Genomic DNA, 15,293 nt, shown 5'->3' on the forward strand with positions numbered 1-15,293 from the left:
AAGCCGATGTCATTCTCTGTTCTCTATGTCATGCAACAAAACCACCTATTTTTATTTTAACCTATGAAAAAAATTATTTTATACCTCACTGCCCTAATATCACTTACTGTAACTTTTATAACTCAAGCAGATTGTTTTTTAGTTAATGAAAATTATAAAACAAGAAGGTAATTGTGAGTCTCGTTATGCTCCATGCTCAACATTTAAAATTGCTATAAGTTTAATGGGTTATGATGATGGGTTTTTAATTGATGAAACTCATCCAAAATTACCTGTTAAAGAAGGATATGCTGACTATCTTGAAGTTTGGAAACAATCCCAAACACCTAAAGATTGGATGAAGAATAGCTGTGTTTGGTATTCTCAGATTATTACTAAAGAATTAGGTATTGAAAAATTTCGTGATTATGTAACATAATGTGATTATGGTAATCGTGATATTTCAGTAGAAGATAAAGGAAAGAATAACGGTTTAACTAATGCATGGCTTTCTAGTTCTTTAGAAATTTCACCGTAAGAACAATTAGCTTTTCTTCAGAAACTAGCAGAGAATAAATTGCCTGTAAGTGTTCAAGCCCAAGAAATGACTAAAGATATTTTGTTTATTGAAGATTTTGTAGATTGTTGGAAGCGTTACGGTAAAACAGGTAGTGGTAATAAACTTAGCCAAGATAGAACTGTAAAGTTAAAGGATCGTAAAATCGGATGGTTTATAGGTTGGCTACAAAAAAAATGACAGAACAGTTTTCTTGGTACATTTCATTGAAGATAATAAAAATTATGATTCTTATGCAGGGCAACGTTCTAAAGAAGCAGAGAAAGAAAAGCTAAAAGAATTGATAAATCAAGAATTGAAATAAATCTCAATTTTTATTTTCGAGGAACAACCAACAGTGAATTTGCTATTGGTTGTTGATTAAAAAGCAATACTCTAGGTTATCTATACTAAAGTACCTTCTTCTTCATAGGAGACTCCGGTCATATCTACCACAGCATGATCATTATCAAGTAGAGTGTTATTTTCAGTAGTAACATCTTCATTAATTTCAGCAGCAAGTTTTTCAGCTTCAATTTCATCAATATATTGTTTTAATTAAGCCATCGCTATCACTGCTTACTAAAGCCTTACCGTTAGCTATAAAAGGAAATCTGCCTATTTTAAGCTCATAACCTAAGGTTGTTGCTGCTTCAGTCAAACCGACGCTTGCTATTTGTGGCGAAGAATAAGTGCAACCAGGAATATTATGTTTATTAATAGTATGTGGTTTTAAGCCCACTATGCTTTCCGCTGCAATAATACCTTCATGGCTTGCTTTATGAGCTAAACAAGGAATTATCGTTGTCACTCTCATCAAACATATTTTCTTGAGAGTTGTAAGTTGTATTGAAAGCAGTATTAGTAAGGTTTGCTACGGTGTTATTAATTAAATTTATTCCCGTTTCAGTCTAACTTTTGGTGTTATCGGAAAAGATTGATTCAGAAATTTCGGCAGTAGAGCTTGTTATTGTGTTATTAATCGGATTAGCTGCTATTTCAGATAAGTCTTTTGTTATGAGTTCTAATAAGTTTTCTATTGTGCTAGTACCTTGAGTAGTGCTAGATATCGGGTTAGATATTAAATCCTTTATTTCTAAAGAAATTCCATTCAAATTATTTCCTTTAAGTACTTCAAATATTTTGCATCCTTTACTATTACCTATAGTAATAGGGTTATTAGTTGTTGCAGTATTAACTATATACTCTAGTAGGGTTTTAAATTTTAGTATAATTTTGTAGATCAAAATAATAACGAAAATTTTCTTGACATATTTTCATCAATGCTTCCTCATACATAAAAGTATTATCACCTTGTTTTTTTTTAACATATAATCTCGTATATCGTCTCCATTATCATTAACTGCAGTAATAATAGCCTAGTCTATAGTTAGTTAACGCTTTCTTTATTTTGAAAAACCCTCTAAATATTAGGTTCATGATATCGCTATTTAATACTTCAATTCCTTTGCTATACTCCATCACTGCCATATTGTTTTTAGGACAATTCGATACAATTAAATTTTTTGTAGTAGGATCTATATAATAATTTTCTCCGTTATATCCTATTTGAAGCATATTATATTCTTGATCTCCAATTGTTGCTCTTGCTGTAGTAATCCTTGCCACAGTGGTTAAAAATGAAGTTAATTGATGTATCATGTTGCTATTCCTTTGGATTTTTAAAATTGAAGGGCATAATCAGCAGTACTTATTTGATAGTCAAGAAATTATTAACAAAAATTAATAATTAATATATAATCATTGCAATTAGGTGAAATTATATAAATTTCAATATCGCTTGAAGTATCTAAAGAAATGTTATAAAATCAAAAAGTTCATAGAAATTTAAGGGTATTATACAAGTAGTAAAAGCTTTAGAACAAATTTTAGCAGATAGCTATGCTTTATATTTTAAAACACAAAATTATCATTGGAATGTAGAAGGAGCAGAGTTTAGAAGTCTACATTTATTATTTGAGGGGCAGTATGAAGATTTAGCTGAAAGCTTAGATGAGTTTGCTGAAAGAATAAGAAGTTTAAATGCTAAAGTTCCCGCAGTATCAGATTTAATAAAACTTGCATCTATGATGAGGCAAATCTAAACACAACGGCAAATGAAATGCTTAAAAGTCTAACAAAAGATCAAGATATTATTAGAGATACATTAATATAAGGGACTCAAAGCAGCACAAGCAGAGGGCGATGAGGGTACAGCCGATATGATTATTGGACGAATTAAGGTGCATGAAAAGAATAGATGGATGCTGAAGAGTAGTATACTCTAGTGTCATTTCCATTTTCGTCATTGCAAGCGACTGAAAGGAGCGTAGCAATCTCAGGAGATAGTGTATGATTCCTGAGATTGCTGCGTCGATGCTGTGCATCTCCTCGCAATGATGTTAATGTTCATAACAAACTAACAAAATAAAAATAAAATGGAACAATATGATGTAGCCGTTATAGGCGGTGGTCCAGGTGGATATGTTGCAGCAATTAGAGCAGCACAATTAAAGAAAAAAGTTGTATTAATAGAAAAAGAGCATTTGGGTGGGGTATGTCTTAATTGGGGGTGTATACCGACTAAATCCCTGCTTAAATCTGCTGAGGTTTTTGAATATATAAAACATGCTAAAGATTATGGAATTGATGCTAAAGGTGCTGAAATCAACATTAAGAAAATAGTCGAACGCTCAAGAGAGATTTCAAATAAGCTTGCAGGCGGTGTTAAGTTACTACTGAACAAAAACAAAGTGACCGTGATAGACGGAGTAGCAAGTCTTGCAGGAAATAAGGTAATAAATATAAATGATAAACCTACAGTAAAAGCAGGAAATATTATTATAGCTACCGGCGCAAGATCTAGGGTTTTAAAAGGCTTTAAGCCTGATGGTAAACAAATTTGGACTTCTAAAGAAGCTATGATACCGCAGCATGTGCCGAAATCTATGATTATTGTCGGCTCAGGTGCAATCGGTATAGAATTCGCTTCGTTTTATAATAGTATTGGTGTGGATGTTACCGTAATTGAGGCACATAATAGAATATTGCCTGCTGAAGATATGGAAATTAGCGGAATCGCTCATAAGAACTTTGAGAAGAAAGGTATAAAAATTATTACAAATGCTAAGTTAATTAAGCAAACAAAATCAAAAGATAAGATAGAAGTTGAGTTAGAGTTAGCAGATAAAACACAAAAATTACAAGCTGAAATTTTACTTATGGCAGTAGGTATTACAGCTAATACGGAAAATTTAGGTCTTGAGAAAACAAAAATTAAAGTAGAAAACGGCTATATAACTACTAACGGGTTAATGCAAACTGCGGCATCAGGAATTTATGCTATAGGCGATGTAGCAGGAGTGCCTTGTTTAGCTCATAAAGCAAGCCATGAAGGTATTATTGCAGCGGAAAGCATAGCGGGCTTAAAACCGCATACTATTAATAAACATAATATTCCTGGTTGCACTTATTCTTCGCCGCAAATAGCAAGCGTCGGTTTGACTGAAGAAGCAGCAACAACCTTAGGTTATGAGCTTAAAATAGGCAGATTTCCTTTTATAGCTAACGGTAAGGCTTTAGTAAGCGGTGATAGCGATGGCTTAATTAAAACTATATTTGATGCTAAGACGGGTGAGTTGCTTGGAGCTCATATGATAGGCTCGGAAGTTACGGAATTAATACAAGGATATGTGGTTTCAAAAAATTTAGAAGGAACGGAGTTGGATTTAATTAACACTATCTTCCCGCATCCGACTTTATCGGAAATGATGCATGAATCAGTATTCTCTGCTTATGATAGGGCAATACATATATAATACTCGATGAACTTCAAAAATTGGCTACGTCGTCTTATAAGAGCTGTGGTGCTCACGTATTAAGTATATGCTCCGCTCTTCGCCTTATAGACTCCTTGCTCTTGTTGAAGTTGATCTTCGTATATACGTTTCATTTTACTTCGGAGATATAAATTAAGAAAATGAACAAAGGTAATTTAATCGAGAATTATGCAGTAGCGTTATTTAATAACGCTATGGTTGATAATATACAAGATAAGATCTTTGAAGAAATTACTTCTATAAACCGTATAATTACCGATAATTTTGATATTAGAGAGTTCCTATTTTCTCCTATAGTAAATAAGAACGACAAAATTAACGCAGTCAATTCATTAGCAAAAAATATCAAAATTAGCACAATAGTACAAAATTTTTTATTGTTATTGGTAAAAAATTCTCGTACTGCTATTTTATCTAATATAGTAGATGCTTATAATACTTTACTATATGAAAGTAAAAACATAAAGATAGTTCAGGTTATTTCTGCAAATAAGTTACAACCTAAAGAGCAGGAGTGGATTAAATCTCGTATAGAAAAAGAATTAAATCAAAAAACAGAAATATTATTTGATATAGATAATACTATTATTGGCGGTATTGTAATTAAATATGATAGTATGTTGCAAGATTACTCAATAAAAGGTAGTTTAGAGAAAATAACGAAAGCTTTAAAGACAGTTAATATTGCTGTATAGATATTTATATAGTCATTGCGAGGAAATTACGAAGTAATTGACAAAGCAATCTCAGGATATTTTATGAGATTGCCATGAGGCCTACGGCTGCTCGCAATGACGATTCGGTATCCACACGGGCAATGCTCGTTCGCAATGACAAGAAAATTAGGAGACATAAACCACATGAAACTAAAGCCTATTGAAGTAGCTGAAATATTACAAAAGGAAATAGCTAATATTAATTGCTTAAGTGAGCTTGAGGAAGTAGGGCAGGTAATAACCGTCGGTGACGGTATAGCCCAAATTTACGGTCTTGCTAATGTCAAATCCGGTGAAGTAGTAGAATTTAAATCCGGTGTTAAGGGCCTTGTTTTAAACTTGGAAAACGATAGTGTCGGTGCTGTAATTATGGGGGATGATAACCAAGTACAGCAAGGTGATAATGTCAAAAGAACTAAAGAAGTTTTAGAAGTACCGGTAGGAAAAGCTTTGCTTGGTCGTGTTGTTGATGCTCTAGGTAATCCTATTGACGGTAAAGGCGATATTGCAAGTAAAGAGTACAGACATATCGAGATGAAGGCTCCGGGGATAATAGAAAGAACGAGTGTGAGTGAACCCGTACAAACCGGAATAAAGGCTATAGATTCGTTAATCCCAATAGGTAGAGGACAAAGAGAGTTAATAATCGGTGATAGGCAAACTGGAAAAACGGCTATAGCCGTTGATACTATTATTAATCAAAAACAAGCTCATTCACTTACTAATGAAAGTGATAAAATTTATTGTATTTATGTAGCTATTGGGCAGAAAAGATCAAGTGTTGCACAAATAGTAAAAAAACTAGAAGATGCCGGAGCCATGGACTATACACTCATTGTTTCGGCTACTGCTTCGGAATCTGCAGCTCTTCAATTCATTGCCCCTTATTCTGCCTGTAGTATGGGCGAATATTTTCGTGATAACGGCATGCACGCACTTATTATTTATGATGATTTAAGTAAGCATGCCGTTGCATATAGACAAATCTCATTATTACTTAGAAGACCTCCCGGGCGAGAAGCCTATCCCGGTGACGTGTTCTACCTGCATTCAAGGTTGCTTGAGCGTGCTGCTAAAATGTCAGAGGAAAAAGGCAGCGGTTCACTTACTGCTCTTCCTATAATCGAAACGCAGGCAGGTGACGTATCCGCATATATCCCAACAAATGTTATTTCGATTACCGACGGTCAAATTTTCTTAGAAAGTGAGCTATTTTATAAAGGCGTAAGACCTGCCGTTAATGTTGGTATTTCGGTAAGCCGTGTTGGTTCTGCAGCACAAATAAAGGCTATGAAGCAGGTAGCAGGTTCGGTAAAGTTAGAGCTTGCTCAATTTAGAGAGCTTGAGTCTTTCTCACAATTTGGATCAGATTTAGACCCTGCCACTAAAGCACAAATCGATCATGGTAAAAGATTAGTTGAGATATTAAAACAAGCTCAATATCATCCTTTTCCGGTAGAAGAACAAATAGTAAGTATTTATGTCGGAACTAAGAAATATTTAAATGATATCCCGCTTCAGAAAGTAAAAGAATTTGAAGATAAAATGCTTACGGAGATAAGGTTAAATAAAAAAGATATTTTGGAATCAATAAAAAACGAGCAACGTATAACCGAAGAAACCGAGCAGAAACTGAAAGCATTTTTAGAAAACTTCGTTAAGGAATTTGTTAAATAAGATGATGTTGTTTTTGTGTGGATACTAAATCGTCATTGCGAGTGACTGAAAGGAGCGTGGCAATCTCAGGATATTTGACGAGATTGCAACAAAGCTTCGTTCCTCGCAATGACATAAAAATACTAAATAAATATGTCAAATTTAAAGCAGTTAAGAACTAGAATTAAAAGCGTTAAATCTACACAAAAGATTACTAAAGCAATGCAACTAGTATCAGCTTCTAAAATGGCAAAAATAAAGAGTCAAATAGCCAATTCAAATTTTTATATTGAGGCTGTTAGTAAAATGATGTCTGCTATATTATCAATTGATATGTATGAGTTATCTATAGAAGAGCAGAAATTTTTTAATACCGTGCCGAATAAAGCAAATTTATTGATAGTTATGACATCACAGCGTGGTTTATGTGGAACGTTTAATTACAGTATAATTAAGCAAGTTAAGAATGATATTAAAGAGTTAGAAAATAAAGGCGAACAAATAAAACTTATCATTATTGGAAAAAAAGGTTACGAAGCACTAAAAAGGCAATATGTAAATTATATTGATAGTTATTTTGAGTTACCCAAAATTCATGATGAAAATCTGATGCTACAAGTAAAACAAAAAATTATGTCGGCAGTAGAAAATCTAGAAGTTAGTAATTGTGTTATATATTTTAATAAATTTAAGAACGCAATGACTCAAATTATGACTAGAAAACAGATTTTACCAGTAGCAAAATATCAGGATGATTCTATGATAGATAATCCTATAGTTAATTTAGTCGGATTCGGATACAAGGAACGAGGAGCGAAGCCTATAAATAATAGGAGAGCGACGAGTGACATAGTAGGCAAGTCCAAATCAATTGACTATAATTATGAATATGAGGGAGAAAATCTCATTTCTAATCTAATTAATTTATATGTGAATTCCCAAATAAATTATGCTTTACTACAAAGTAGAGCAAGTGAGGAGGGAGCTAGAATGACCGCTATGGAAAATGCAACAAATAATGCTAATGATTTAATAAGCAAGTTAGTTTTAAAGCTAAATAGATCAAGACAGGCTATTATTACTACGGAATTAATAGAGATTATAGCCGGTTCAGAAGCGGTTTAGATATACTCGTTTAATTTGAAAAATTGGCGTCGTTGTTTCATATTTTTTGATCCTCACGTACTAGTATATACGCTGTCAAAAATATGAAACGCCTTGCTCTTTTCCACATTAAACTGCGTCTATCTGTTCTTCATTTTATTTGTATTATATTTTTTAACAAAAGAAAAAATCATGACAAAAAATATTGGAAAAATTACTCAGATTATTTCAGCGGTGGTGGATGTAAAATTTACGAATAACGGTGAGTTACCGGAAATTTTAAATGCTCTAGAGTGCTATAACGATAAACAAAGGATAGTACTGGAAGTAGCACAACATATAGGTGATGATACAGTACGTTGTATTGCTATGGATTCTATGGAAGGGTTAGTGCGGGGCGTAGAAGTCATAGATACAGGCAGTCCTATTCGTATTCCTGTAGGTACTGAGACGCTTGGGCGTATTATGAATGTTGTAGGTGAGCCGATTGACGGTAAAGGAGACATTAAAAGCTCAAATATTTCTTCTATATATAAGCCTGCTCCTGATTTTACTAATCAGTCAACCGAGCGTAATATATTAGTAACCGGTATTAAAGTTATTGATTTACTTGCTCCTTATACTAAAGGCGGTAAAATAGGACTATTCGGTGGTGCAGGAGTCGGTAAAACCGTGCTTATAATGGAGCTTATTAATAACGTAGCTAAAGCACACGGCGGTTATACGGTATTTGCAGGAGTTGGTGAGAGAACTAGAGAAGGTAATGATCTTTACCATGAAATGATTGACTCGGGTGTTATTAACCTTGCAGAGCCTGAAAAATCAAAAGTAGCTTTAGTTTATGGACAAATGAACGAGCCGCCGGGAGCAAGGGCAAGAGTTGCGTTAAGCGGTCTGACCATTGCGGAGAGTTTTAGAGATATGAATGAAGGGCAAGATGTTTTGTTTTTTGTAGATAATATTTTCCGTTTTACTCAAGCAGGTTCTGAAGTATCGGCGTTACTCGGTAGGATTCCGTCAGCGGTAGGGTATCAGCCTACTCTTGCAACCGATATGGGCGAACTACAAGAGCGTATCACCTCTACTAAGCACGGCTCAATAACTTCCGTGCAGGCTATATATGTACCGGCGGATGATTTAACTGATCCTGCTCCTGCTACTTCTTTTGCACATTTAGATGCTACAACGGTACTTAGCCGTCAGATAGCTGAGTTTGGGATTTATCCGGCAGTTGATCCGTTAGATAGTAATTCGCAGGTACTTGATCCGATGATTGTCGGTGAAGAACATTATAGTGTAGCAAGACAAGTGCAGCAGGTTTTACAAACTTATAAATCGTTGCAGGATATTATCACTATTTTAGGTATGGATGAGCTATCCGAAGAAGATAAACTAACCGTGGCACGTGCTAGAAAAATACAGCGTTTCTTATCGCAGCCTTTCCATGTCGCTGAAGTATTTACCGGAGCTGCAGGCAAATTTGTTAATCTAGCCGATACTATCGCAGGCTTTAAAGGACTTGTAGAGGGTAAATACGATGATTTACCGGAAGCTGCTTTTTATATGGTCGGAACTATAGACGAGGCTATAGAGAAGGCGCAGACGTTGAAGTGACGTTGATGCCATTCCCGCGTAGGCGGGAATGGCGTAGTAATTTTACTATATTATTCTATGAACGCAACAATTCTAGTCAAAATAATTACTCCTTTAAGTATTGCATTTGAAAAGCAAGCTAAAATGGTAACAATGTCGGGTGAGGAGGGTATGTTTGGAGTGTTGCCGAGTCACGTTCCGATGATTGTTAGTTTAAAAGCCGGTTTAGTGCGGGTTTATATAGATGATATGCATAAATCCGAAAACACTTATCTTATTTCCGGCGGTGTAACCGAAGTAACGGCAAATTATATTAATATAGCTACGGAAACGGCTATTAACGTTACGAATTTAAGTGAAGCGGAAATAGCAACTAAGCTTCTCGATCTTCAAAAAACTTTATCAGATCAACATTAATTTGTTTGAGAAATCTACGTTTTGGGATAAGGTTATTTTAATGTTATTGCAAGGCTTTTTTCCGTCATTGCGAGGAGCGAGAAGCGACGCGGCAATCTTGTCAAACTTCCTGAGATTGCCACGCAGTTCTACGGTTGCTTACAATGACGATGTTTATTCCACATAATCAAGTGAGAAACAAATGTCAAAAGTACATAATTCAGAATATATACAAGAGTTATCAGTCGATAATACTTCATACAAAATTTACGATATAAATAAAGCGGCAAGCGATATAGATCTTCCCTTAAAAAAGCTTCCATATAGTTTAAGAGTATTATTTGAGAATGTATTACGTTCTAATGGTTCAAAGCAAAGCTTACTTGTATTTAAAGAATGGCTAAAAACTAAAAAATCTGATGCGGAAATAGATTTTATGCCGGCAAGAGTTTTGATGCAGGACTTTACCGGTGTGCCTGCTATTGTAGATTTGGCGGCTATGCGTGATGCGATGAAGAAAATAGGAGGTGATCCGTTAAAAATTAATCCGCTTATTCCTGTTGATTTAGTAATAGACCATTCCGTAAGCGTTGATTCTTATGCAGCTAAGGATTCATTCAATAAAAATGTTCAAATGGAAATGAAACGTAATATAGAGCGTTATGCATTGCTTAAATGGGGGCAGCAAGCATTTAATAATTTTAAAGTAGTGCCGCCGGGTACGGGTATTTGTCATCAGGTAAATTTAGAATATTTAGCAAAAGTCGTGTGGCATAAAGACGGCACCCTTTATCCTGATAGTTTAGTTGGAACGGATAGCCATACAACTATGATAAACGGTTTATCGGTGCTTGGTTGGGGAGTCGGCGGAATAGAAGCAGAAGCTGTCATGTTAGGTCAACCTCTTACTATGATCCTGCCGGAGGTAATTGGGGTAAAACTAACAGGAAAATTAACAGGTATAGCTACCGCAACCGATTTAGTTTTAACCGTTACCGAGATGTTGCGGAAAAAGAAAGTAGTAGGTAAATTTGTCGAGTTTTTCGGTGAGGGTCTTAAAAACCTAATGATTGCCGATCGTGCTACTATTTCTAATATGTCGCCTGAATACGGTGCTACTTGCGGCTTTTTCCCGATTGATCAAGAAACTATAAAATATCTAGAGCTAACAGGTAGAGAAAAAACGCAAATCAGATTAGTAGAGCAATACGCAACCGAGCAGAATCTTTGGTATGATTTTGAACATGCGGCAGAATATACTGAGGTTTTAGAGCTAGATTTATCTATGGTACATAGCTCACTTGCCGGTCCAAAACGTCCGCAAGATCGAGTAAACTTAAATGATGTAGCAAGTAATTTTAAATATGAATTACCAAATTTTGCTTTAGAAAATAAAGACATTGATAAAAAATATGCCGTAGCAAATCAGAATTACAAAATTGGTAACGGCGATGTGGTAATTGCAGCAATTACTAGCTGTACTAATACTTCTAATCCTTCGGTTATAATTGGTACAGCACTTCTTGCTAAAAAAGCACTAGAACACGGGTTAAAGGTAAAACCTTGGGTTAAAACTTCTCTTGCGCCTGGTTCAAAAGTCGTAACGGAATATTTGAAGCTTAGTGGTCTTGATAAATATTTAGATGAATTAGGGTTTAATCTAGTAGGTTACGGCTGCACTACTTGCATTGGTAATTCCGGACCTCTAAATCCAGAAATAGAGGAAACTATTAACAAAAACGGGCTAGTTGTTGCTTCTGTTTTATCTGGTAATAGGAATTTTGAAGGGCGAATTAATCCGCTTACTAAAGCAAGCTATCTCGGCTCGCCTATTTTAGTCGTAGCATATGCACTTAGCGGCACTCTTAATATAGATCTAACAAATATGCCCATAGGAGAAAATATTTATTTAAAAGATCTTTGGCCAAGCAAAGAAGAGATAGATGAAGTTATTGCAAATTCAATTAATTCCTCTATGTTTATAGAAAAATATTCTGATATATTTAGCGGAACGAAAGAGTGGAAAGATTTACAGGTTACTAATAGTTCTACTTATAACTGGAATAAGAATAGTACTTATATTAATAATCCACCTTATTTTAAGGATATAGGCAGCAAGAATAATATACAAGATATAAAATCTGCAAAAATTCTAGCAATTCTCGGTGATTCTATTACTACCGATCATATTTCGCCGGCAGGTAGTATTAGTAAAACCAGCCCTGCTGCTAAATATTTAACGGACCATCATATAGAGTCTCTAGATTTCAACTCTTACGGATCACGTAGAGGAAATCATGAAGTAATGATGCGTGGCACATTTGCTAATATTCGTATAAAAAATGAGATGTGTAAAGGTGTAGAAGGCGGGTTTACCATAAACCAGTTAAACGGCACGCAGCAAACTATCTACGATGCAGCTATGGACTACAAAGCTCATGATGTATCGGTAGTGATTTTTGCAGGTAAAGAATATGGCAGCGGCTCATCTAGAGACTGGGCAGCAAAAGGACCTGGGTTGCTTGGTGTAAAGGCAGTGATTGCCGAGAGCTTTGAGCGAATACATCGCTCAAATTTAGTAGGTATGGGTATTTTACCGCTAACTTTTACCGGCAATAATACAAGATTAGATTTAAAGTTAGACGGTTCAGAAACTATTGACATTACAGGCTTAAGCGAGAATATAAGCTCTTATCATCCTGTTAAATGCGTGATAAAAAAACAAACCGGTGCAATAAGAACAATCGATTTAATATTGCAAATATTTACGGATAATGAGATAAATTATATAAAGCACGGCAGTATTATGCATTTTGTGGTAGAGAGTTTGAGGGGGTAGTTTGCTGGTATCGTCATTGCGAGGAAATTGCTTAGCAATTGTACATAATCTTGGGAGTTTGTTATTATTTCATGAGATTGCCACGCAGCCTACGGCTGCTCGCAATGATAGGTAGCCATGTAACAACGCCACATGGGAACGACATAAAGAGGTAAAAATATGGACAAGCATCTTAAAGAATATACCGAGAGCGGTAAGAAAAATTTAATTGTGGTATATATATTATATTTATGCGGGATCGTAGCTCCGATATTGCCGTTAATCGGGGTATTTTTTGCATATCTTAACAAAGATAAAGGCGATAACTTTGCAATTAGTCATTACGTGTTTTTATTTCGTACTTTTTGCCTTGGGGTTCTTGGGTGGATTGTATGTTTTATATTTACGTTTATCATGATTGGAGTAGTACTATACGTTATACTCGCTGTTTGGTATATACTTCGTGTTGCCCTCGGTTTTAAATATATGATAGAAGACAAAGCATACCCAAACCCTATGACTTATTGGATAAAATAAAAATGATAAAGCTGAACGTAGACGGTTCTGAAATAGAAGTATCAGAAGGTAGCACCGTTTATCAAGCCTGTACACAAGCAGGAAAAGAAATCCCTTATTTTTGTTATCATGAGCGTCTAAAAATTGCTGGTAATTGCCGTATGTGCTTGGTTGAAATGGAAAAATCACCAAAGCCTATAGCTTCTTGTGCTATGCCGGTAAGTAACGGTATGGTTATTCATACCGATACGCCGATGGTAAAAAAAGCACGTGAAGGGGTGATGGAGTTTTTACTGATTAACCATCCTTTAGATTGTCCTATTTGTGATCAGGGCGGAGAGTGTAATTTACAGGATCAGGCTTTCAGATACGGCAAAGGTACTAATAGATTCCACGAAAATAAGAGATCTATTAAAGATAAATATATGGGACCGCTGATTAAAACAGCGATGACTAGATGCATACAATGCACAAGATGTATTAGATTTGCGAGCGATATAGCGGGAATAGAGGAAATGGGAGCTATTCACCGTGGAGAACACATGGAAGTAACTTCATATTTAGAGCAAACTTTAGATTCCGAAATTTCCGGTAATATGATCGATATTTGTCCCGTCGGTGCTTTGAACTCTAAGCCTTATGCTTTTAAAGCTCGTAAATGGGAGCTAAAACATACCGCTAGCATTGGAGTGCATGATGCCGAAGGCTCTAATATTCGTATTGATAGTAGAGGCAATGAGGTAATGAGGATATTACCTCGTGTTAATGAAGAAATAAATGAAGAGTGGCTTTCGGATAAGAATCGTTTTAGCTATGACGGTTTAAAATATCAGCGCTTGGATCGTCCTTATATCAGAAAAAATGGTAAGTTAGTAGAAGCTAGCTGGAGTGAAGTTTTAAAGACAGTAGCGGATAAAATAAAATCCGTAAAACCAGAAAAGATTGCTGCTATTGCTGGTTCTCTCTCTTCTGTCGAAGCAATGTTTATGTTAAAAACATTATTGCAAAAGCTTGGTTCTAATAATTATAGCGTTAATCAGTTTGACTATAAACTAGATACCATGCAGCGAGGCAATTATTTATTTAATACTACTATTGCAGGGATAGAAAAAGCTGATTTATGTTTGCTAATCGGAGCAAATCCAAGGCAAATAGCTCCAGTATTAAATAGTAGAATAGGTATGCGAGTACGTGCCGACTCACTAAAAGTAGCAAGAATAGGTGGGGGGCATAACCAAACCTATAAAATTCAGGATTTAGGAAGTGATATTAAGATTATTGAGGAGCTAGCCATTGGTATTCATGAGTTTACGAAAGCCTTAAAAGCAGCAAAATATCTGATGATTATAGTAGGTGACGGTGTATATGCAAGAGATGACGGATATGCTATATTGTCGCTTATTCATAAGATAGTGACTGAATATAATATTATGCGTGATGATTGGAAAGGTTTTAATATATTGCATAATCACGCTTCTATAGTTGGCGGTCTTGATATTGGTTTTAATACTCCTATTAAGCTCGAAGAGTTGGAACTCGCTTATTTACTTGGGACGGACGCCATCCCATTTGATAAGCTGAAATCGACTTTTATAATATATCAAGGACATCACGGGGACGCAGGTGCTAGCAGTGCTGATGTAATTTTACCTGCGGCTGCTTATACCGAGCAGAGCGGAATTTACGTAAATTTAGAAGGTAGACCGCAAATAGCAGAAAAAGCAGTATCGCCTGTAGGGGTAGCTAAAGAAGATATAGAAATTATTAAAGAGCTTGCCGGTTATCTAAAAATAGATATCGGAATGGATAATTTGCAAGAAGTAAGAGTAAGGCTTGCTAAAGAATATAAGGTATTTGCTAGTATTGATAGAATTATAGAAAATAAATTTAGTACGTTTAGCTCTAAAGATAAGTTATCAAAAGAGCCTATAACTGCAGAACCTATTAATTATTATATGACTGACGTGATTAGTAAAAATTCGGTCACTATGGCTAAGTGCGTTGAGGCTAAGGAAGCAAGAGATGAGGAGGTGGCATGATGAAAAATATGCTATTCTCACCCCGTATGTCATTCCTGCAAAAGCGGGAATCCAGCTCTTTTTTTGTAAATTATTTTCTGG

General features: G+C 35.3%; 12 protein-coding genes and 3 pseudogenes. 12 read left to right on the plus strand and 3 right to left on the minus strand.

Features of this window, described 5'->3' with window-relative positions; genetic code table 11:
* Positions 1–145: 145 nt before the first annotated feature.
* Positions 146–418 carry a penicillin-binding transpeptidase domain-containing protein gene (locus tag TENJIKU01_RS08455; RefSeq protein WP_153019869.1) on the plus strand — a complete coding sequence of 91 codons (273 nt, stop codon included), beginning with the start codon at positions 146–148 and terminating at the stop codon, positions 416–418.
* 165 nt (positions 419–583) lie between these two features.
* Positions 584–860 (plus strand): annotated as a pseudogene (locus tag TENJIKU01_RS08460) (penicillin-binding transpeptidase domain-containing protein).
* Between the two features lie 219 nt (positions 861–1,079).
* On the opposite strand, the pseudogene TENJIKU01_RS08465 reads toward TENJIKU01_RS08460, so the two are convergent.
* The 3 genes and pseudogenes from TENJIKU01_RS08465 to TENJIKU01_RS03785 all read right to left on the minus strand — a co-directional run.
* Positions 1,080–1,334 (minus strand): annotated as a pseudogene (locus TENJIKU01_RS08465) (dihydrolipoyl dehydrogenase); the annotation flags it as partial.
* 112 nt (positions 1,335–1,446) lie between these two features.
* Positions 1,447–1,782 (minus strand): hypothetical protein, encoded by a 336-nt coding sequence (locus TENJIKU01_RS09685; RefSeq protein ID WP_227779951.1) that lies wholly within the window; start codon positions 1,780–1,782, stop codon positions 1,447–1,449.
* Between the two features lie 112 nt (positions 1,783–1,894).
* On the minus strand, positions 1,895–2,197 hold the full coding sequence (locus TENJIKU01_RS03785; RefSeq protein ID WP_064429260.1) for a hypothetical protein: 303 nt from the start codon (positions 2,195–2,197) through the stop codon (positions 1,895–1,897).
* 197 nt (positions 2,198–2,394) lie between these two features.
* Here TENJIKU01_RS03785 and TENJIKU01_RS07545 point away from each other — a divergent pair.
* From TENJIKU01_RS07545 to nuoG, 10 genes and pseudogenes are all read left to right on the plus strand, one after another.
* A pseudogene (locus TENJIKU01_RS07545) lies at positions 2,395–2,823 on the plus strand (Dps family protein).
* Positions 2,824–2,973: 150 nt separating this feature from the next.
* The gene (lpdA, locus tag TENJIKU01_RS03790; protein WP_064429261.1) at positions 2,974–4,353 is read left to right on the plus strand and encodes a dihydrolipoyl dehydrogenase; all 1,380 of its coding nucleotides are present in this window, start codon (positions 2,974–2,976) and stop codon (positions 4,351–4,353) included.
* A gap of 161 nt (positions 4,354–4,514) precedes the next feature.
* Complete coding sequence (gene atpH, locus TENJIKU01_RS03795; protein ID WP_016917105.1) at positions 4,515–5,069, plus strand: ATP synthase F1 subunit delta; 555 nt, start codon at positions 4,515–4,517, stop codon at positions 5,067–5,069.
* A 165-nt stretch (positions 5,070–5,234) separates the two neighbouring features.
* Positions 5,235–6,767 carry a F0F1 ATP synthase subunit alpha gene (gene atpA / locus TENJIKU01_RS03800; RefSeq protein WP_064429262.1) on the plus strand — a complete coding sequence of 511 codons (1,533 nt, stop codon included), beginning with the start codon at positions 5,235–5,237 and terminating at the stop codon, positions 6,765–6,767.
* Between the two features lie 132 nt (positions 6,768–6,899).
* Positions 6,900–7,871 (plus strand): ATP synthase F1 subunit gamma, encoded by a 972-nt coding sequence (gene atpG, locus TENJIKU01_RS03805; protein ID WP_064429263.1) that lies wholly within the window; start codon positions 6,900–6,902, stop codon positions 7,869–7,871.
* Between the two features lie 171 nt (positions 7,872–8,042).
* Positions 8,043–9,464, plus strand: coding sequence for a F0F1 ATP synthase subunit beta (atpD, locus tag TENJIKU01_RS03810; protein WP_064429264.1), 1,422 nt, complete (start codon positions 8,043–8,045; stop codon positions 9,462–9,464).
* 57 nt (positions 9,465–9,521) lie between these two features.
* Positions 9,522–9,860: a F0F1 ATP synthase subunit epsilon gene (locus TENJIKU01_RS03815; protein WP_064429265.1), complete on the plus strand. Its 339-nt coding sequence runs from the start codon at positions 9,522–9,524 to the stop codon at positions 9,858–9,860.
* Positions 9,861–10,041: 181 nt separating this feature from the next.
* Complete coding sequence (acnA, locus tag TENJIKU01_RS03820) at positions 10,042–12,678, plus strand: aconitate hydratase AcnA (RefSeq protein WP_064429266.1); 2,637 nt, start codon at positions 10,042–10,044, stop codon at positions 12,676–12,678.
* 159 nt (positions 12,679–12,837) lie between these two features.
* Positions 12,838–13,194: a DUF4870 family protein gene (locus tag TENJIKU01_RS03825; protein WP_064429267.1), complete on the plus strand. Its 357-nt coding sequence runs from the start codon at positions 12,838–12,840 to the stop codon at positions 13,192–13,194.
* Positions 13,195–13,196: 2 nt separating this feature from the next.
* The gene (nuoG, locus tag TENJIKU01_RS03830; RefSeq protein WP_064429323.1) at positions 13,197–15,212 is read left to right on the plus strand and encodes an NADH-quinone oxidoreductase subunit NuoG; all 2,016 of its coding nucleotides are present in this window, start codon (positions 13,197–13,199) and stop codon (positions 15,210–15,212) included.
* The last annotated feature ends 81 nt before the right edge of the window (positions 15,213–15,293 follow it).

It is taken from the genome of Rickettsia sp. Tenjiku01, assembly GCF_001653015.1.
Classification (GTDB): Bacteria; Pseudomonadota; Alphaproteobacteria; order Rickettsiales; family Rickettsiaceae; genus Rickettsia; species Rickettsia rickettsii.

What these genes read in the sequence shown, in the direction of transcription:
- TENJIKU01_RS08455 (WP_153019869.1), top strand. Translation starts at nt 146, where the DNA reads ATGAAAATTATAAAACAAGAAGGTAATTGTGAGTCTCGTTATGCTCCA.
- TENJIKU01_RS03785 (WP_064429260.1), bottom strand. Translation starts at nt 2,197, where the DNA reads ATGATACATCAATTAACTTCATTTTTAACCACTGTGGCAAGGATTACT.
- lpdA (WP_064429261.1), top strand. Translation starts at nt 2,974, where the DNA reads ATGGAACAATATGATGTAGCCGTTATAGGCGGTGGTCCAGGTGGATAT.
- atpH (WP_016917105.1), top strand. Translation starts at nt 4,515, where the DNA reads ATGAACAAAGGTAATTTAATCGAGAATTATGCAGTAGCGTTATTTAAT.
- atpA (WP_064429262.1), top strand. Translation starts at nt 5,235, where the DNA reads ATGAAACTAAAGCCTATTGAAGTAGCTGAAATATTACAAAAGGAAATA.
- atpG (WP_064429263.1), top strand. Translation starts at nt 6,900, where the DNA reads ATGTCAAATTTAAAGCAGTTAAGAACTAGAATTAAAAGCGTTAAATCT.
- atpD (WP_064429264.1), top strand. Translation starts at nt 8,043, where the DNA reads ATGACAAAAAATATTGGAAAAATTACTCAGATTATTTCAGCGGTGGTG.
- TENJIKU01_RS03815 (WP_064429265.1), top strand. Translation starts at nt 9,522, where the DNA reads ATGAACGCAACAATTCTAGTCAAAATAATTACTCCTTTAAGTATTGCA.
- acnA (WP_064429266.1), top strand. Translation starts at nt 10,042, where the DNA reads ATGTCAAAAGTACATAATTCAGAATATATACAAGAGTTATCAGTCGAT.
- TENJIKU01_RS03825 (WP_064429267.1), top strand. Translation starts at nt 12,838, where the DNA reads ATGGACAAGCATCTTAAAGAATATACCGAGAGCGGTAAGAAAAATTTA.
- nuoG (WP_064429323.1), top strand. Translation starts at nt 13,197, where the DNA reads ATGATAAAGCTGAACGTAGACGGTTCTGAAATAGAAGTATCAGAAGGT.